Origin of the sequence: Coprococcus sp. AM14-16 (assembly GCF_003434675.1) — a bacterium.
Taxonomy (GTDB): domain Bacteria; phylum Bacillota; class Clostridia; order Lachnospirales; family Lachnospiraceae; genus Coprococcus; species Coprococcus aceti.
Genome location: NZ_QTLL01000001.1, coordinates 106,749 through 123,684, shown reverse-complemented (window position 1 = coordinate 123,684; position 16,936 = coordinate 106,749). Strand labels below are relative to the sequence as shown.

At 43.0% G+C, this 16,936-nt stretch carries 19 protein-coding genes; 3 read left to right on the top strand and 16 right to left on the bottom strand.

Annotated elements, in window-relative coordinates; all coding sequences use genetic code 11:
- Window positions 1-8 precede the first annotated feature (8 nt).
- The 3 genes from DW159_RS00655 to DW159_RS00640 all read right to left on the bottom strand — a co-directional run bounded on the left by DW159_RS00655 (window position 9) and on the right by DW159_RS00640 (window position 4,179).
- Window positions 9-833, bottom strand: a complete 825-nt coding sequence (locus DW159_RS00655; RefSeq protein ID WP_117548595.1) for a hypothetical protein — start codon at window positions 831-833, stop codon at window positions 9-11.
- 583 nt (window positions 834-1,416) lie between these two features.
- Window positions 1,417-2,757: an MATE family efflux transporter gene (locus DW159_RS00645; RefSeq protein WP_117548594.1), complete on the bottom strand. Its 1,341-nt coding sequence runs from the start codon at window positions 2,755-2,757 to the stop codon at window positions 1,417-1,419.
- Window positions 2,758-2,895: 138 nt separating this feature from the next.
- Window positions 2,896-4,179 (bottom strand): adenylosuccinate synthase, encoded by a 1,284-nt coding sequence (locus tag DW159_RS00640; protein WP_117548593.1) that lies wholly within the window; start codon window positions 4,177-4,179, stop codon window positions 2,896-2,898.
- A gap of 408 nt (window positions 4,180-4,587) precedes the next feature.
- On the opposite strand from DW159_RS00640, the gene DW159_RS00635 reads away from it, so the two are divergent.
- Complete coding sequence (locus tag DW159_RS00635) at window positions 4,588-5,466, top strand: LysR family transcriptional regulator (RefSeq protein WP_117548592.1); 879 nt, start codon at window positions 4,588-4,590, stop codon at window positions 5,464-5,466.
- A 71-nt stretch (window positions 5,467-5,537) separates the two neighbouring features.
- Here DW159_RS00635 and DW159_RS00630 read toward each other — a convergent pair whose 3' ends face one another.
- From DW159_RS00630 to DW159_RS14275, 4 genes are all read right to left on the bottom strand, one after another.
- On the bottom strand, window positions 5,538-6,203 hold the full coding sequence (locus DW159_RS00630; protein WP_117548591.1) for an HAD family hydrolase: 666 nt from the start codon (window positions 6,201-6,203) through the stop codon (window positions 5,538-5,540).
- Window positions 6,204-6,235: 32 nt separating this feature from the next.
- On the bottom strand, window positions 6,236-7,435 hold the full coding sequence (locus DW159_RS00625; RefSeq protein WP_117548590.1) for a cation:proton antiporter: 1,200 nt from the start codon (window positions 7,433-7,435) through the stop codon (window positions 6,236-6,238).
- 119 nt (window positions 7,436-7,554) lie between these two features.
- A complete protein-coding gene (locus DW159_RS00620; protein WP_330410573.1) occupies window positions 7,555-7,980 on the bottom strand; it encodes a ketopantoate reductase family protein in 426 nt (141 codons plus the stop codon).
- A 37-nt stretch (window positions 7,981-8,017) separates the two neighbouring features.
- Entirely contained in the window at window positions 8,018-8,143 is a 126-nt protein-coding gene (locus DW159_RS14275; RefSeq protein WP_015533248.1) for a hypothetical protein, read from the bottom strand.
- A 217-nt stretch (window positions 8,144-8,360) separates the two neighbouring features.
- Between DW159_RS14275 and DW159_RS00615 the strand changes: the two genes are divergently transcribed.
- A complete protein-coding gene (locus DW159_RS00615) occupies window positions 8,361-8,720 on the top strand; it encodes a BlaI/MecI/CopY family transcriptional regulator (RefSeq protein ID WP_117548589.1) in 360 nt (119 codons plus the stop codon).
- Window positions 8,721-8,724: 4 nt separating this feature from the next.
- Window positions 8,725-10,347 (top strand): M56 family metallopeptidase, encoded by a 1,623-nt coding sequence (locus tag DW159_RS00610; protein WP_117548588.1) that lies wholly within the window; start codon window positions 8,725-8,727, stop codon window positions 10,345-10,347.
- A gap of 132 nt (window positions 10,348-10,479) precedes the next feature.
- Here DW159_RS00610 and DW159_RS00605 read toward each other — a convergent pair whose 3' ends face one another.
- The 9 genes from DW159_RS00605 to DW159_RS00565 all read right to left on the bottom strand — a co-directional run bounded on the left by DW159_RS00605 (window position 10,480) and on the right by DW159_RS00565 (window position 16,391).
- Window positions 10,480-11,856 carry a sodium-dependent transporter gene (locus tag DW159_RS00605; RefSeq protein ID WP_117548587.1) on the bottom strand — a complete coding sequence of 459 codons (1,377 nt, stop codon included), beginning with the start codon at window positions 11,854-11,856 and terminating at the stop codon, window positions 10,480-10,482.
- A 184-nt stretch (window positions 11,857-12,040) separates the two neighbouring features.
- A complete protein-coding gene (locus tag DW159_RS00600; protein WP_117548586.1) occupies window positions 12,041-12,241 on the bottom strand; it encodes a hypothetical protein in 201 nt (66 codons plus the stop codon).
- 104 nt (window positions 12,242-12,345) lie between these two features.
- Window positions 12,346-13,182, bottom strand: coding sequence for a DUF3658 domain-containing protein (locus tag DW159_RS00595; protein WP_242992585.1), 837 nt, complete (start codon window positions 13,180-13,182; stop codon window positions 12,346-12,348).
- Between the two features lie 10 nt (window positions 13,183-13,192).
- Entirely contained in the window at window positions 13,193-13,861 is a 669-nt protein-coding gene (locus DW159_RS00590; protein ID WP_117548584.1) for a hypothetical protein, read from the bottom strand.
- 52 nt (window positions 13,862-13,913) lie between these two features.
- Complete coding sequence (locus DW159_RS00585; RefSeq protein WP_117548583.1) at window positions 13,914-14,282, bottom strand: ACT domain-containing protein; 369 nt, start codon at window positions 14,280-14,282, stop codon at window positions 13,914-13,916.
- Window positions 14,283-14,297: 15 nt separating this feature from the next.
- Window positions 14,298-14,903: a helix-turn-helix domain-containing protein gene (locus DW159_RS00580; protein ID WP_117548582.1), complete on the bottom strand. Its 606-nt coding sequence runs from the start codon at window positions 14,901-14,903 to the stop codon at window positions 14,298-14,300.
- A gap of 117 nt (window positions 14,904-15,020) precedes the next feature.
- A complete protein-coding gene (locus tag DW159_RS13675; RefSeq protein WP_187115847.1) occupies window positions 15,021-15,245 on the bottom strand; it encodes a hypothetical protein in 225 nt (74 codons plus the stop codon).
- On the bottom strand, window positions 15,246-15,722 hold the full coding sequence (locus tag DW159_RS00570; RefSeq protein ID WP_117548581.1) for a GNAT family N-acetyltransferase: 477 nt from the start codon (window positions 15,720-15,722) through the stop codon (window positions 15,246-15,248).
- A gap of 33 nt (window positions 15,723-15,755) precedes the next feature.
- Window positions 15,756-16,391: a GyrI-like domain-containing protein gene (locus DW159_RS00565; protein ID WP_117548580.1), complete on the bottom strand. Its 636-nt coding sequence runs from the start codon at window positions 16,389-16,391 to the stop codon at window positions 15,756-15,758.
- Window positions 16,392-16,936 lie beyond the last annotated feature (545 nt).

Below are 16,936 nucleotides of genomic sequence, written 5' to 3'. Positions count from 1 at the left end.
TTAGTTTTTTACACTTCGACTCCCATCGCACGTATTGCATTTAAATTTTTTTCTGCGCGCTCTGCCTTTAACCGCGAAACTTCTTTTTGGGTTGCTTCATCTTCAAAAAATTTCCCATATCTTTCAATATTGTCACGAAACCGCCTTTCATACCAAGTCAATTCCCGCTCTCCTTCTTCTTCCGTAATTTTATTATCTAGAATGTCTTGCTTTAATTCCATTTTTATCTCTTGATAATCACTTTGCACTTTCACTCTATAGGATTCTTTATTCGGATACTTTGCCGGCAAAATAAACACATCTCCATTACATTCCGTTCTTCTATTAATTTCTAACTCATCAAAGCCATATAACTCCAAATAATCTACGCATGTCTTTAAATCCACCACCTTGTCAAACGCCGGAATTATATAATGCTCTATGCCAGTCATGGCAAACGCAATCTGTTCCCTAAGAGATGCTTCATCTCCCTTTTTGATGATATAGTCAACTCCCGGCTGTTCATTCTCATACACTGGTATGCCATTGCATTTCGCCTTAACATACATATCCAGATGCGTAGTATTTATCCAGTCCATGCTGGCATACACAGACCGGTTCAGATTGATCTCCGGGCGGTATATACTGCCGACCGCACAGTATACTTCAAACCGTTTTTCTTCCAACTGCGGCGACAGAGCCTGCTCCAGCCGATAGTTGATGACTTGAATAATCTCAGGAGTTGCCATCCTCACAAAGTGCGGATACCTCCCCTTTACTTTCTTGAAGCCATGCGGCTCCAGCGTTTCCTTAAACGCCGCTTTAAGACTCTTGTCCACTTCCAATGTTCCCATTTCTCTTTCTCGCACACAACAGATGTACGATACCCCCTTTTCGTTAAATTTAATTAAAAAACGGAGTAAATACTGATGCACTCAGTGTTTACTTGACAAGCTCCAAACGGTCAGAAGCTGTATCTCTGACAAATGATTCCTGATATCATGGCGCATGCCGAGAACATTACATATAAGATTAATCAATTATATATTAAGACAGATAAACAACGCGCTGTTTATCGCATAAAAAACAATACATACTCCTACAACATGTTTCTTATCCGAATTCTCTCCCTGAAAAAACATGTCTGTAAGCTGCTTAATCAGATATATTCTGAACATGTTGCTCATAATCAAATCAATATCCAAGAATAATAAATCAATCGCATTCCCATCAGCCCCTATAGTTAAACAAAGCATTTACATTTTAGATTGTATCACCCATACCATCTTAAATCCAATGCTTTGTAGTAGGCTGCTAATCAGAACCGCCGCCATCATCTCCACTTTCAGATAAGCTCCGAGTATCACACCCGGAAGATGTATTCCTCAATGATTGCCGGTACTATTGCAAAACAGACATTCCTTTGCACCAAACCGATCATTCGCCAATTGTTTTATCAACCGGCCACGACTTTCTGAGAGCCATATAAGAGATCAGGAAGTTTGCAAGCCATCCCGCCGGCACCGCAAGCCAGACAAATTCGATACCAAAACGGGGCGCACAAATCAGGGCAACTGACAGACGGATCGCTAAGTTGACCATATTTGCAATGAGAAATGGGCGCATGATCCCAAGTCCTCGAAGAACCCCATCGGTTGCCATCTTGATTCCCATGAAAATGAAAAAGTAGCCAAGCCATCTCATATAACCCCCAGACACCTGATATGCCAAAGCGGTTCCATCTTTGCCAAGGAATAAAGATGAAATCTGAGTATGCAGTGTTTCAATGACTATAAATGCGATGATCGCAAAGCACATATCCAACACCAGCGCAGCCCGATATCCTTTTTTGATACGTTTGATTTTCTTTGCACCAAGATTCTGAGAAACATATGGTGAAACTGCATTTCCAATGGATACAAATATCAGTGAAAAAACATTCTCTACCCTCATCGTTGCTGAGTAACCTGCAAGCGCCTGTGTGCCGAATGGATTTACAACTGCCTGAACGATCATCATACCAATCGACACTGTGGACTGCTGAAGAACCGATGGTACGGCAATTCTAAGCATGGAATGTAACTCGTGCCTGTCAAACCAATCAAAACGGCCTTTATATTGGCACATACGCCAAAGAAAAATCAGCAGTGAAAACACTGCGGATATTCCCTGGGCAATAAGAGTTGCAAGAGCTGCACCGAAAACGCCCAGGCCGAGGCCTGCCACCATCCAAAGATCCATAACAATATTCAAGACAGAAGAAAATATCAAAAGACCCAACGGTATCTTTGATTCACCGATTGAATTGAACATTGTTGAAAGAATATTATACATAAACAAAAATGGAAATCCGGCAAAATAAACACGAAGATACAGCACCGCTTCATCCAGTATGTCAGCAGGTGTCTGAAGCAGCGTCATCATCGAACGTGAAAAGATAAGACCACATACACCCAAAAGTATGCTTAGGATCATAAAACTTATCAGCGATGTTGATACTATTGTTTTCATTTTACTATAATCCCTGGCTCCAAAATAGCGGCTCACAAGCACGCCCGCACCTATGCCGGCACCGAGTGCCACACAAATGAATACATTTGTAAGAGCGGCACATGCGCCAACAGCCGCAAGTGCAGATGATCCGACATACTGGCCAACTATTATTGAATCAGCCATATTATACACTTGTTGAAAAAAGCTGCCCAAGATCATAGGCATTGCAAAGACTGTCAGCGCTTTAAGCGGTGCATCTGTGATCAAATACTCATCTTTTGACATTATGTTATTCCTCCAAATTGAATATTAATCCACTTGTCCTTATTTACAACAACAAAAGGAACACTCCCTAATAATCTCTTACTGGAAAGTGTCCCTGTTTTTTTTCTATTATTTGATTTCCCTGTGAATCAGGTCAAATTACTTTGCATTTCTGTAGATGATATCGTTTCTTCCCGGACCGTTTGAGATCATGGTGATTGGGAATCCGATATGCTCTTCAACGAACTCAATGTACTTTCTGCAGTTCTCTGGGAGATCCTCGTACTTCTTGATTCCTCTGATATCTGTCTTCCAGCCTGGGAGTGTCTCATATACAGGCTTTGCTTTCTTGAGCTTTGATGTTGTTGGGAAGTCTGTTGTAACCTCACCGTCGATATTGTAGCCTACACATACTGGGATCTCATCGAGATATCCAAGTACATCAAGTACTGTAAATGCAACGTCTGTTGTTCCCTGGATACGGCAGCCATACTTTGATGCCACACAGTCGAACCAGCCCATTCTTCTAGGTCTTCCTGTTGTTGCACCAAACTCACCGCCATCACCGCCGCGGCGTCTGAGCTCATCTGCCTCGTCGCCAAATATCTCACTTACGAACTCGCCTGCTCCTACTGCGCTTGAGTATGCCTTACATACAGTGATGATCTGCTTGATCTCGTATGGAGGTATACCTGCACCGATGGCACCGTAAGCTGCCAGAGTTGATGATGATGTAACCATAGGATAGATTCCGTGATCCGGATCCTTCAGTGAACCAAGCTGACCCTCAAGAAGGATGTTCTTGCCCTCCTTGATCGCCTCATAGAGGTATGCTGATACGTCACATACATAAGGAGCAACCATCTCCTTATACTCCATGAGTGTGTTGAATATATCATCAACCTTTAAGAGTGGCTTGTGATACAGGTTCTCAAGAAGAACGTTCTTCTGTACTATAACTCTCTCGATCTTCTCCTTCAGTGCTTCCTCATCAAAGAGCTCGCTTACCTGGAAACCGATCTTTGCATATTTATCTGAATAGAATGGAGCGATTCCTGACTTTGTTGATCCGAATGACTTACCTGCAAGTCTCTCCTCCTCGTATTCGTCGAAGAGAATGTGGTATGGCATAACCATCTGTGCTCTGTCAGATACAAGGATCTTAGGCATTGGTACATTTCTGTCTGTGATGGACTTTATCTCCTTGAAAAGAAGAGGGATGTTAAGTGCAACACCATTTCCAATGATACTTGTTGTGTGACTGTAGAACACTCCTGATGGAAGTGTATGTAAAGCAAATTTACCATAGTCATTGACAATTGTGTGACCTGCGTTGGCACCACCCTGGAATCTTACGATTATGTCTGACTCCTGGCCTAACATGTCTGTGATCTTACCTTTTCCTTCATCGCCCCAATTGGCTCCTACAACCGCTCTTACCATAATACTTTTCCTCGCTTTCGCAGCATTTTGAAATATTTTCTGATATCCGTATTGTGGCTGTTCAAATGTTTCTGCCTATACATAATATTTATAAGCAGATCACTCACAATACCTTCTCATTATAACACTATAATGTCATAAGTAAAATCAATATTATTTATATTTATTATAAGTGTATCTTATATTTATCTTTACATTTTGCGGAAACCAACATAAACTGTAAATATAATGGATTTTGTCCACCTCAAACACCATTTTACTTATATTATATATGCATAATTTTTTAAGCAAAATTATTTCAATCGTACCATTATAGAACGGTAAAAAGTCCTGAATTATTTTGCAATAAAACATATTGTTGACACACACATATTAAATGATCTCTATTGAATCTGGAGGAAATTATAAATGAACATAAATTTCGAATATTACAAGATCTTCTACCATGTTGCCAAAGCATCCAGCATATCCGCTGCTGCCAGGGAGCTGTGTATATCCCAGCCAGCCGTAAGTCAGGCGATCAAAGCTCTGGAGCAGGCGATCGGCATAGAACTGTTCATCCGAACCAAGAAAGGCGTCTCACTGACAAATGCCGGAGAGCTCCTCTACTCCCACGTTGCAGCGGGATACGAATCCATATCCCTGGGTGAACAGCAGCTCTCACAGCTCCTCCACATGGAGACCGGTGAGATAAGTATAGGTGCAAGCGATATGACACTGCAGTTCTATCTCCTGCCATATCTGGAGCATTTCCACCAGCTATATCCGGGGATCAAGGTTCATGTCACAAATGCTCCGACTCCCAGCACGATAAATCATCTGCTATCAGGCAACATAGACTTCGGTATCGTCACCAGTCCTCTTCCTGCAGATCCTCACATGGAGATCAGGCAGGCAAGGGAGATCGAGGACATCTTCATCGCCGGACCAAGGTTCTCATATCTTCAGGGCAAAACTCTGGATTACCACGAGCTTGACGAGCTTCCGATCATTTGTCTGGAACACGACACAAGCACACGCGCATATGTCGACACATTCCTGAGCCATGAGGGCGTGACTCTGCAGCCCGAATTCGAGCTGTCGACCAGCGATATGATCGCCCAGTTCGTCATGAGAAATCTCGGCGTCGGCTCCATCATGGCAGACTTCGCCCAGAGCTATATAGACCGCGGCGACCTGTTCCGCCTGCAATTTAAAAAGCCCATACCAAAGCGTCACATGTGTATCATCAGTGACAGGCGCCGTGGTATGAGCGTTGCTGCAAATAAACTTATGGAGTTGTTGTAGGAATCATCCCCGCACCCATATATCATAGTAAAATAGAGCATGTTCTTCCATTTGAACACGCCCTATTCTTATCACTTATTTCTATAATCCGGAATCAGTTCATCGCACAGCCCTGTCTCTTCGAGCAGTTCTCTTGATGAGTCACCATAGATTCCCACTATATATCCTGCTCCGGCTGCCGCCGCTGCCCGGATTCCCGACGGGCCATCCTCTATGACCATGGTTTCTTCCGGCACTGCTCCGATGCGCCCCATGGCCCGGATATACATATCAGGAGCCGGCTTAGCATTCATGGTTCCATCGTCATATGCGCACATCGTTATGTCAAACCACCTTCCAAGATCAAACTCTTTAAAATAGAATGCGAGATTTGTCATATTTGACCCTGTGGCTATGTTCATATTTATCCCCTGTTCCTTAAGTTTATCAAGGTATGCCACTAGGCCGTCCACCAGCTTGAAGTTTGCAGTATCTTCCATGTACATCTCTCTGTACATAGCCTCTTTCTCCTCGGTAAGTTCAAGTATCCTCTCCTCGGTGAGCGTACCATTTCCCATGAGGTATTCCAGAATATCCTTGTTCGTGTGCCCCAGCACATGATGCTGAAACTCCTCCGTGCTCATCTGTCTGCCAGCAAGCTTCTCCGCATAATCCTTCCATGCTATCTCATGATACTTTCCGTCAAATATCATGGTGCCGTTCATGTCAAATATAATGTTCTTTATCTTATTATTCATACTTGTCTCCTATATCTACCGAACGCAAAACATCACTTATCCTCACCAAGCAAATGCTTGTACGTTCCATCTATTCCTATCGCTCCAAGTGGCGCAGTCACCACGATCGCCAGCACGGCAACCGACAATACTATATTACCACATGCCAGCCCTGCCGCAAGCGGAACTGATCCGATGGCTGCCTGAACTGTAGCCTTTGGAAGATACGCAATGACACAGAACAGCCTTTCCTTCCATGTAAGTGATGTATGTGCCACGCAGATCAGAACACCAACCGTTCTAAATGCCAGTGCGACAAATATCATAAGGAGCGCCGGAAGTCCTGCTGCCAGGGTGTACCTGATATCCACAGCCGCACCCACAAGCACGAACAATATGACCTCCGCCGCAAGCCACAGCTTTCCAAATTTCTGTGAGAGTCTTCCCGACACCGACTCTGGACATTTGAGTTTCAGGACACATGCCATAGCCACCACCGCAAGGAGTCCCGACACCGACACCTTTCCCTCAAGCCAGCCCTCTATCGCTATAAGCAGGAACGAAAATCCCAGCACGATGATGACCTTCATGCTGTTTCTCACGCAGTGTTTCCTTGCATATGATGTCTCAAAGAACAGATATAACCCATATCCAACAACAACTCCAAGCAGTATTCCAAGCACGATGGATATTGGAATATTCACGAAATCCATGACATGAGCACTTCCGCCCTGCGCCATGCTAAGGAATGTGGTAAAAAGCACTATGACAAATATATCGTCGCAGGACGCCCCCGCAAGTATCATCTGCGGAATCGCCTTGTCAGTTCCGTACTTCTTCTCTATGAGATTCACCATTCTCGGAACAACGACCGCCGGTGATACCGCACCAAGCACGGCTCCCATGACAGCTGCCTCTGTGCGGTTTATTCCAAGTATAACTGGTGCGCACAGTATATATCCGATAATCTCGAATGACGCCGGGACAAATGAGAGCAGCACAGCCGAGCGTCCCGACTTCTTCAGATCCTTAAGGTCAAGGGACAGTCCTGCCTTGATAAGTATGATGATAAGCGCTATCTTTCTGAGATCCGCAGATATGGACAATATAGACGGATCAAAGAGATCCAGCACATACGGACCAAGAACGATTCCCGTCGCCAGCATTCCTATGATGCGCGGCAGCTTAAGCCTCTGACAGATGGCGCCCATCGCCAGTCCGACGATGAAAATTAGTGCAAGTGATGTCAACACGATAAACAATACCTCCTTAATTTAGCAAATGTATCAAAGCATTTTCTTATTATGAAAAAAAAAGCTTACACCAGTCAGTATCAATGCTAACATACCATCAATACAGCCGTCGAAGCATATCACCTTGCACAGGTTCTCTCATTCTCCCTGCCCTCGTAGTCAAACAGCCCGTCATTTTTCTCCTCCAACGCCTTTATCATATGATACGCAAATTCATTGTAAGGCATCGGTATTCCAAGCTCTCTTCCCATTCTTACTAGTGCACCCGAGAACATATCTATCTCTGTATGCCTTCCAGAATCAAGATCCTGAAGTGTCGAATATCTCGCTGAAGGTGGAACCGCACTTCCGTGCACCGATGGCCCTTCGGCAAGTGAAAGGTCTATCCCCTTCGCCGTAGCCACCGCCTCAAGTTCAGACTTGAGTGCATCGCTTATGATCCTCATGTGTTCACTGTCCCTGTAACAGCCCACTCCCGCACCAAGGATAGCCTGTGGCAGATTGTTGCACACGTTGAGTCTGAATTTGCTCCACAGATCAACCATGATATGATCCGATATCGTGTAGTGAAGTCCTGTTCCATCAAACAGCCTGACGCTCGCCTTCGGCTATAACTCCAAGCTCTATGTCATCTCTTTCTGAGAGTCCCCATATCATATAAGAGCCTACAGCTCCGGCTCCTAAGATAGCAACTTTCTTTATATCCATATGTAAAATCCTTCTTTCATGTACTCATAAACATTATTATAAAAACCGGACAGAAATCCTGTCAACTTTCAAAATCTTATCACCTGCCAGAATCAGTCACGCCATGCTGCAAATATTAATTTTAATTCAAACTACTCCAGTAGTATTGACATTTTATTAGCTGAAAAGTATTATAAAGACATAATACTACTGCAGTAGTTTGTGAAGGAGAACACATATGGATATAAAACTTTTTGATTCAGAACTTAAGGTGATGGGAGTCCTCTGGGACGAGGGCGACACAACTGCCAAACATATCTCCGATGTCCTGAAAGAAGAAATTGGCTGGAACATGAACACTACATATACGTTGATCAAGAGGTGCATCAAAAAAGGAGCAATTGAACGCTCTGAGCCTAATTTCATGTGCCACGCCATCATACCAAAGGAGGAGATACAGGAGGCCGAGACAACTGAACTTATCAATAAGGTCTACGACGGATCTGCCGACAAACTATTTGCCGCTCTTCTCGGCAGAAAGAAGCTTTCCCCTGAGGAGATCGCAAAGCTAAAACAGATCGTCAACGATTTGGAGTGAGGTGATGAATATGAGCTTACTGCAAATGAGCGTTGCCGGGGCTGTCATGATCATGGTGATCACAGTCATTCGCGCTCTGGCAATTAACCGATTGCCTAAAAAGACATTCCTGATACTGTGGGGAATCACGATCATCAGGCTGCTAATACCATTTTCATGCCCATCTAAGTTTAGCATCTATTCTCTGCTGGGAAAGGAGACAGTCTCTGACATAAATGAAACACCGGCTGTCAGATTCATGCCGATCAATACGCAAGGGTCTGTCTCCACCCAGGCACCTCAATCTCAGATTCCTGCTCTCACGATTTCAGCGTGGGATATCATCTGGGTGGCAGGACTTGTTCTCTGCGCGGTATTTTTTATCTCGGCATATATCAGATGCTACAGGGAATTTCAGACATCATTACCAGTTGAAAATGCATTTGCACGCAGATGGCTGGAGACTCACAATTTAAAACGCAAGCTGCCCATACGACAGTCAGATCTGATCTCGGCACCGCTTACATTTGGCGTGTGGCATCCAGTGATTCTTATGCCCAAGAAAACTGACTGGGAAAATGAAGATACCCTGTGTTACGTGTTGGAACATGAATTTATACATATTAGAAGATTTGACACAGTTACCAAGTTTCTGCTGATCACCACGGTCTGCATACACTGGTTTAACCCCCTGGTATGGATTATGTACTTTCTCGCCAACAGAGACATAGAGCTATCCTGCGACGAGGCTGTGATTCACCATTTCGGAGGCACAAGCAGGGCGTCCTACGCAAATGCTCTGATCAGTATAGAGGAGACAAAGGGCGGTTTTATGCCACTCTGCAACCACTTTAGCAGAAACGCAATCGAAGAAAGGATAACAGCAATTATGAAAACAAAAAAGACGACTATCATATCATTCGCTGTAGCGATGGTCTTAGTCACCGGAACAGTGACAGTATTTGCAACATCGGCCAAGGGCGATGAATCCAGTACGGTCACCGAAGCTACAGATACTACCAATACCACTTTTTCAGACACGGTTGATACGGAGACAATAATGTCCTATATAAATCCGGATGACGGCAAGACATATTACAGCTTTGATAATGGAAAGACATTTGAAGCCATGACCGACGCCGAGTTTGAAGAAAAGTTCCCAACTCCTGATATTGAGTGGTGGACATACGACGAGTATAAGGCATGGCTTGAGAACGAAAAAGTCGAGCTCAAAAGTATCATCGGTAGTTCATATATATCCGGTGGCAAAAAATATGTGTGGACACAGGATAGAGTAAATGAGACGATCGCCATGTACGAGGGCATTCTGGAGGATATCAAGAACGGAGCCAAATACTCCAAATCCATAGACGGGCAAGATGACGAGATGGTCAGCTACACTCCGGCTGACATAGCTCGGACAAAAGAATCTCTTTCATCCATCGAACGCACTATGACGGACTGCCAGGATGAGGTCAGCGAATCCGTGGCTCAGACAAATGAATCACTTAAATCCATTGAGCGCACTATGACGGACTGTCAGGATGAGACTAGCAAAGCTCAGACAAATGAATCACTTAAGTCCATTGAGCGCACTGTGACGGACTGCCAGGATGAGGTCAGCGAGTTCCAAGCTACAGCCAATTAAACTACCAAGAGTGTAAGTCCAGATCTGAATACCATCGCAACAAAGAACTAGAAATACTGAGCATAACAAACCGCCCTATCTAATACATATAACGCGTATCAGACAGGGCGGCTTTATTATCTATATACATGTCTACATCTTTATCCAGCCAAGTGCATTTGCAACAGAGCTGAGCAGGATAATGATGGCAAATACAGGGCAGAGATATTTGATCATGACTACAAATACCTTCTTTCTCCTGAAGGCACTCTCGCCGTGAATTATCTCCTCCTCTATCTTATCTATTCCAACTACCCTTGACACAAACAGGCTTGTGAGGAGTGCCGCTATAGGCATCATCACCGAATTGGTGAGGAAGTCGAACAGATCAAGGAACTGCATGCCTATGATCTTGATTCCTGCCAGCGGACCATATCCCAGGGATGACAGACTTCCAAGCGCAAGCATGATAACTCCCACAAGCACCGTTGCCTTCTTTCTTCCCCATCCAAGTTCATCCTCAAATGTTGACACCGCGCTCTCCGTAAGTGCTATCGAACTTGTAACCGCTGCGAACAGCACGAGCAGGAAGAACACAATTCCTATGACAGTTCCAAATCCCATGTTCTGGAATACCTTTGGAATAGTAATAAACATCAGTGATGGTCCGGCCTGAAGGGTATCCGGATCTCCCCCAGAGAATGCAAATACCGCCGGGATTATCATAAGTCCCGCCATGATCGCTATACCAGTGTCAAATATCTCTACATTTCTGGTCGAATCCTCTATCGCCGTATCTTTCTTCATGTAAGAGCCAAATGTTATGAGTATTCCCATGGCAATGGAAAGCGAGTAGAACATCTGCCCCATGGCAGAAACCACTGTCATCCACGAGAAGTTCTTCACATTTGGCACAAGGAAGTATTTTACTCCCGCAAGTGCGCCCGGTCTTGTCACGGAATATACCGCAATTATGACTGACAGAACGATCAGTATAGGCATCATGATCTTGGATACCCTCTCTATTCCGTTCTGCACACCGGCAAATATAATGATAAGTGTAAATGCACAGAATGCCACAAAACACAGCTCCGTTGACACACCATTTGATATGAAATCGGTGAAATATCCATCCTCAGCCAGCAGCTTTGCATTTCCTCTGAAATACTCCACCAGATATTTGATGACCCAGCCCCCAATAACCGAATAGTACGGCACTATAAGCACGGGGATAACGGCATTTATCCAGCCGCCAAACGACAGCCATTTCTTCTTTCCAAATGATTTGAATGCCCCAACCGGACTCTTTCTCGTCATTCGTCCGATCGCAGTCTCCGCAACTATCATAGTATAACCAAATGTAAGTGCAAGCACGATGTATATTATGAGAAAAATCCCTCCGCCGTACTTTGCCGCAAGATAAGGGAATCTCCATATATTTCCAAGACCCACCGATGCACCTGCCGCCGCCAGCACGTACCCCAGCTTGCCCGAAAATGAACTTCTCTTACCATTCTTCATATCTTCCATATACTTTCACCATAGTTTACCTGGAACTAATCCCCGTAATCTTTCCTTCCACATTTATTTGCATATACATGTGATTCTAACATGGTCCGAAAGGAAAAGCCACTATATATTTGAACATCATCCAAACTGCTGACATCTCGCCCTCAACACTCCATTTGTTATAATGTCCAACACGTAATATCTTTTATTCCCTACCCTCTATAATTTCTTCTATTTTAAGATAGAAATTTTCAAAAAACTCTCTTTGTTTGGTTGACAAACCATTTATTTTTGCCGTATCGCGATAAAATACTTCCTTTGAGACCGCCTTGGGGTTATCTCCAAAGGCCCTTATCCCCTGTACTACTCCATCAAGATATAAACCATCTTCCTGAAAAATATACATCCTCTGGGTATAATTTCATATTTTTTATTTCAGTTTTTGCAACCTCTATATCATCAATACATGCTTTGTATTTTTCTTTATCCACGCTATTCTCAGTCTCCATTCTACAAATACCCTTTTATCAAACGTGCATACTTATTCTCCGAATCCTCCACAACCTTTATCTTGCCCTGCCTTATGAAATGTTCTATCCTCGCCGCATACCACCAGTCACCGACTCCAATCGTAACCTGTCCCAGAATGTCACCGATCAGCCTGCACTCCTTAACCGGATTGTCCGTCAGCCTGTTCCAAATGATAAAATCATAGAAATCCTCTGACACACTGAGCACGGTTCCGTTTACCACAGCCCTGAGCGGTGCATTTTCAAGGACAAGCTCGCCCCACATCTCCGCATACATTCTTATCTCATTTGATGTGAGTTTCCTCTCATTTCTGAGAAATCCGGCAAATTCCTCCGCCGCCACTTCGCTCCAGCTATGATATGTCACTATGTCATTTTTCTTCACAACATGTTCTGGCTGCGTGACAACAGACACTTCATTTGGATAGTTCTTCAAGATGCTGCATACATGATAAAATCCACACCTTGAATATGGAGCATCGCTATACCATATTCTTACCGGCTCGCCATTTTCAAGAAATCTTATAAACCTTGCAAGTTCACCGGCGTACACATCTCCAAGTCCCTTAAGTTCATTATCATATTCATCGTCCTGCTCCCACTGGTTCTGGGCATACATTGAGTAGATAAAGTCCTTGCGGTACTGACTGTCAACGGCCTCACCTATGTATCCCATATCCAGCATGAAACCAAGGCAGATCACCTCGTCAGAAGAACCCTGTATCCACAGTGGCTGGCCATTCTTATATTCCACATCCTCGCATTTTGCCGCTTTCATGGAGCCTGCCGAACTTTCTCCAAATAGTATCTCTACCATAATCTTCTCCTTATCTTTCCCCAATACCACCTATCAGTCTGTCAATCTCCTGATATACCGTTTCTGTCCGTGCTGAATATGTGCCATTCGGAGAATCTCCCTGCATAACAAACAAGATCTCTTCATCAGTTTTCGTGTATAGATCAATTCTGTCAGAATACCAGTTATAAACATGATACGGATATTTATTTAATATGCCATCTATCTTTTCAATGTCACCATCATCATACCAGATAATATCCTCTGCGCAAAACTCAAAACAGGATATTGCCGCCTCATATATCAACATTCCCATCATAAATGCAGACAAACTATTTTCAGCCCGGCCAACCTCATTTACAGTGCCATCCTCATCAGTTTCCACGACATACACAGGTGGATCATTCTCAGCCATATCAGCCCTTCTGATCGCCACCTGATATACTCCCTGGTTCTCATTCAAGATATAAAAATATCCTTTTATCTTCTTTGTCCATTGATATCTGCGCTGGAAATCAAGAGTAACCCAGGGATCATTGCTATGATCAAACAGCTCGCTTGTTTTACCACATTTCTTCCATATCTCATATAGCGTATGTGGGATGCTCTCAAATCCCGCTCTCAGCTCTTTTATCTCCTCATCTGTATATCCTACAAATGACTTGATATTGTATATTTTTTGTAATAAGGCATAATCCATTTACATTTCTCCATAATTCTCATCCCGGTTTTAAGTTTCGGTTTATCAACTCTCAATCCACAATTTCATACCCTGCTGCCGCCAGAACTTCAAGTGCATCTTGAAAATTCTCCTTCTTCACCATAACATAATCCGTATTGTACGTGGATACTGCAAATATCGAAATTCCGTTATCCGTCAGAACAGATGCAATCTTTGCCAGAATTCCGATCAAAGAAAAGTCCAATACGCCCTGAATGCGGAAGGCTCTCCAGCCATCATCACGCTTTATCACATTTGCCGGCACTTCACTCACCGGGCATACCAGAGACTTTTCCTCATCAGTTTTTCCTAGAAAACAATACTCAGAATCGAGATTCGCATATGTATAAGCTTCCACCTGACACACTGAAAATTCTTCATCAATCTTTTTTATCTCCATGACCTCTCCTTAAATCTATTTTGTAAGCACCTTTTTGCAATATCTATGTGCACCACAATGAGGACAAACTAATTTACGCTTTGTTAATGTATGTGCTCCCATTACATATGACTTCATATCCGGAACAAACCTTGTGTTGCAATCAGGGCATTCAAATGCTCCTGCCTCTCTATCAAGAATACACGCAATCACTATTCCGCCACATACCACTACTAACCCTATTGCGATAAGCAGAACCCTCAGCCAATTCTCCATCTCCAGAATTCCTGACAATAAAAACAATGGAAATGCCGCAACTATCGTAAGTGCCGCGACCATTGCAGACAAAATAATTTTCTTTTTGCTTTCCTGTGCCTCTCTAACTAAATTCACCATATTAACCTCCGCTTTCTTTCTATAATCCTCCTCAGATACTCTTTCGCCAGACAGTAATTCATTCACTGTTATCTCTAATTCATCACATAACGGCAACAGTAATGAAACTTCCGGAAAACCATTTCCTCGTTCCCATTTTGAAATTGTTTTATCGCTGATTCCAAGTTTTTCAGAAAGCTGTTTTTGAGTATATCCCTTTCTCTTTCTCTCATCAGCGATGAATCGCCCAATTTTAATCTGGTTCATCTGCTTTCCTCCTTTCTGGCTCAATTATCTCCCCATTTTATTGCCAATCACACCCACGAGGCGTAGAATATGGTGAATCTATGCGGGTTCTACGCTTCGTAGACTAGGCAAAATAAGCTATTTGCTCTGAATATTCCATACATATCCCCTTGCATTTATTATCAACGCAATTGAACATACCACTGTCATAAACAACGGCACCACAACAAATCCAGCACTAATATTTTCTTTACTTCTAAATGGCGTTTTTTCCACCTGACAATTATGTCTTGAAATAATTCCATCTATTTTTGTCACATATTTCTCATCAAAGCTACTTATATCTTCTAAATCACTTACCATCTACGACAGCCTGCAAACCATTATATATTCCTCATCATTCTCATCCACTATCTGGAATCCGACTTTTCTATACATTCCGACCGCATAGTTCTGCTTTTGCACAGACAGTGAACCGCTCTTATATCCACAGTTTTTCAGCTCCTCCAGCATCCTTTTCATCAGCTCTGTTCCAATGCCGTAATTCCTGTATTCTTTGAGTAGTGAGATTGCAAAAGACGGTGTATCGTCATCAACATGCCCATAGTCATCCATAATACGAACCCACACAGCTCCAACAACTTTATCATTTGTCTCTGCGACAAATGCCATATCCCCCGCTCTGTTTCCAAAGTCGTCAACGTACACTTGCAATTCCGGCTGATTGATAATGTCCCTTGGAGGTGCCTCCACGCCCTCCGGAATAAATATTGCCTCATATAAAAATGTATCTAATATCCCGGTTTCTTCCTGTTTTAATCTTCTTATTGTGTAATCCATAAAGTCCCTTATTTTTTATTTTCTAAAATAGAATCACGATCTCTTCTTTACCGGATGCCTTATAACAGTTTTACATTTTTCCGGTGCAGTTTTTCTTGGGTCTGATAGATAGATTTCGTGATGATGTCGTTCATCAGTGAAATCATTTACATACCCATTATCTTCCAAATATTTATCCATCACTGCTACTGTCTCAGGTTCATTATCAAATGCTCCTATATGCATGATCTGAACACACAAACCTTCATCAATACTCAGAAATTCTGCATTGGTACAATCCATCTTTTTCTTCCTTGACGCAGTCTCAACCGCCCAGTCAAAATCCTTCTTTGTTACAAAATCAGGAAGACGAATAACAGAAATCCAGTTAAATGCAGATTTATCTGTATAATCCACACCTTCCACATTATCCTGCCACCAAAAGCCTTCAAGCGGTGGGACTACATATTCAAAAAATCCCTCTATTTTGTAATCAGTCTTATAACTCATCTTGAGAGTGTACGCAACAGTATATAAAACGCCAATCGCAGCTTTATATTCTCCGCCCTCTTCATTCGGGTCGCCCTTGCCCCTTACCGCTATGTAATTCGCCTTTGGAATCGTTACGATCTGTGGCTTATTTTTCGGCAAATAAAACTCTTTATATTCTTTCTTAAAATCAAACGCCATAACTTATCTCCTCAATCTTAGCAATATCACCATATTCCTCCTGTTTTTTTCAAGCTTATTATCATAACCCTTGATAGTCCATATACGCACTATGACAATGCTGTTACTTATCGTAACAGGTGTTTGCCGAGCCCATTTTTCATTCTCATGTATATTCAGTATTGTGCATCGAACATATGTTTGTTATAATATATTTGGTGCTACCCTATTCGGTAGGCGGTTAACCTTCACCACAGGAGTTTGTAGCCTGTGTTTACATAGAAAATCCATTTATGGAAATCTATCACGGAGGTTTTTGCTTATGCTTACAACGGATCTTTTTATAGCCATCATCAGCTTATGTCTTACTTGCTTTAATCTTGGTTATGCCGTTGGCTCTAGGAGCAAGAATAAGACAAAAAAATAACCGCCCAGCCTGGTAAACTGTGAGCGGTTATTTTATACCATTCATATATCAAGGCTAACCGTCTATCGGTAGCACCTTTTGATATTATACTAGCATTTAGCCGCTTGCATGTCAAACGTATATTTGCTTATCATTTACC

Excerpts from the sequence above, each read along its gene's own strand:
- DW159_RS00640 (WP_117548593.1), bottom strand. The coding sequence starts at position 4,179 with ATGGTAAGAGCGGTTGTAGGAGCCAATTGGGGCGATGAAGGAAAAGGT.
- DW159_RS00600 (WP_117548586.1), bottom strand. The coding sequence starts at position 12,241 with ATGTATATTTTTCAGGAAGATGGTTTATATCTTGATGGAGTAGTACAG.
- DW159_RS00565 (WP_117548580.1), bottom strand. The coding sequence starts at position 16,391 with ATGGCGTTTGATTTTAAGAAAGAATATAAAGAGTTTTATTTGCCGAAA.
- DW159_RS00605 (WP_117548587.1), bottom strand. The coding sequence starts at position 11,856 with ATGGAAGATATGAAGAATGGTAAGAGAAGTTCATTTTCGGGCAAGCTG.
- DW159_RS00630 (WP_117548591.1), bottom strand. The coding sequence starts at position 6,203 with ATGAATAATAAGATAAAGAACATTATATTTGACATGAACGGCACCATG.
- DW159_RS00615 (WP_117548589.1), top strand. The coding sequence starts at position 8,361 with ATGGATATAAAACTTTTTGATTCAGAACTTAAGGTGATGGGAGTCCTC.
- DW159_RS13675 (WP_187115847.1), bottom strand. The coding sequence starts at position 15,245 with ATGGTAAGTGATTTAGAAGATATAAGTAGCTTTGATGAGAAATATGTG.
- DW159_RS00585 (WP_117548583.1), bottom strand. The coding sequence starts at position 14,282 with ATGGAGATAAAAAAGATTGATGAAGAATTTTCAGTGTGTCAGGTGGAA.
- DW159_RS00645 (WP_117548594.1), bottom strand. The coding sequence starts at position 2,757 with ATGTCAAAAGATGAGTATTTGATCACAGATGCACCGCTTAAAGCGCTG.
- DW159_RS00610 (WP_117548588.1), top strand. The coding sequence starts at position 8,725 with ATGAATATGAGCTTACTGCAAATGAGCGTTGCCGGGGCTGTCATGATC.
- DW159_RS00580 (WP_117548582.1), bottom strand. The coding sequence starts at position 14,903 with ATGAACCAGATTAAAATTGGGCGATTCATCGCTGATGAGAGAAAGAGA.
- DW159_RS00595 (WP_242992585.1), bottom strand. The coding sequence starts at position 13,182 with ATGGTAGAGATACTATTTGGAGAAAGTTCGGCAGGCTCCATGAAAGCG.
- DW159_RS00620 (WP_330410573.1), bottom strand. The coding sequence starts at position 7,980 with ATGGTTGATCTGTGGAGCAAATTCAGACTCAACGTGTGCAACAATCTG.
- DW159_RS00635 (WP_117548592.1), top strand. The coding sequence starts at position 4,588 with ATGAACATAAATTTCGAATATTACAAGATCTTCTACCATGTTGCCAAA.
- DW159_RS00570 (WP_117548581.1), bottom strand. The coding sequence starts at position 15,722 with ATGGATTACACAATAAGAAGATTAAAACAGGAAGAAACCGGGATATTA.
- DW159_RS14275 (WP_015533248.1), bottom strand. The coding sequence starts at position 8,143 with ATGGATATAAAGAAAGTTGCTATCTTAGGAGCCGGAGCTGTAGGCTCT.
- DW159_RS00655 (WP_117548595.1), bottom strand. The coding sequence starts at position 833 with ATGGGAACATTGGAAGTGGACAAGAGTCTTAAAGCGGCGTTTAAGGAA.
- DW159_RS00590 (WP_117548584.1), bottom strand. The coding sequence starts at position 13,861 with ATGGATTATGCCTTATTACAAAAAATATACAATATCAAGTCATTTGTA.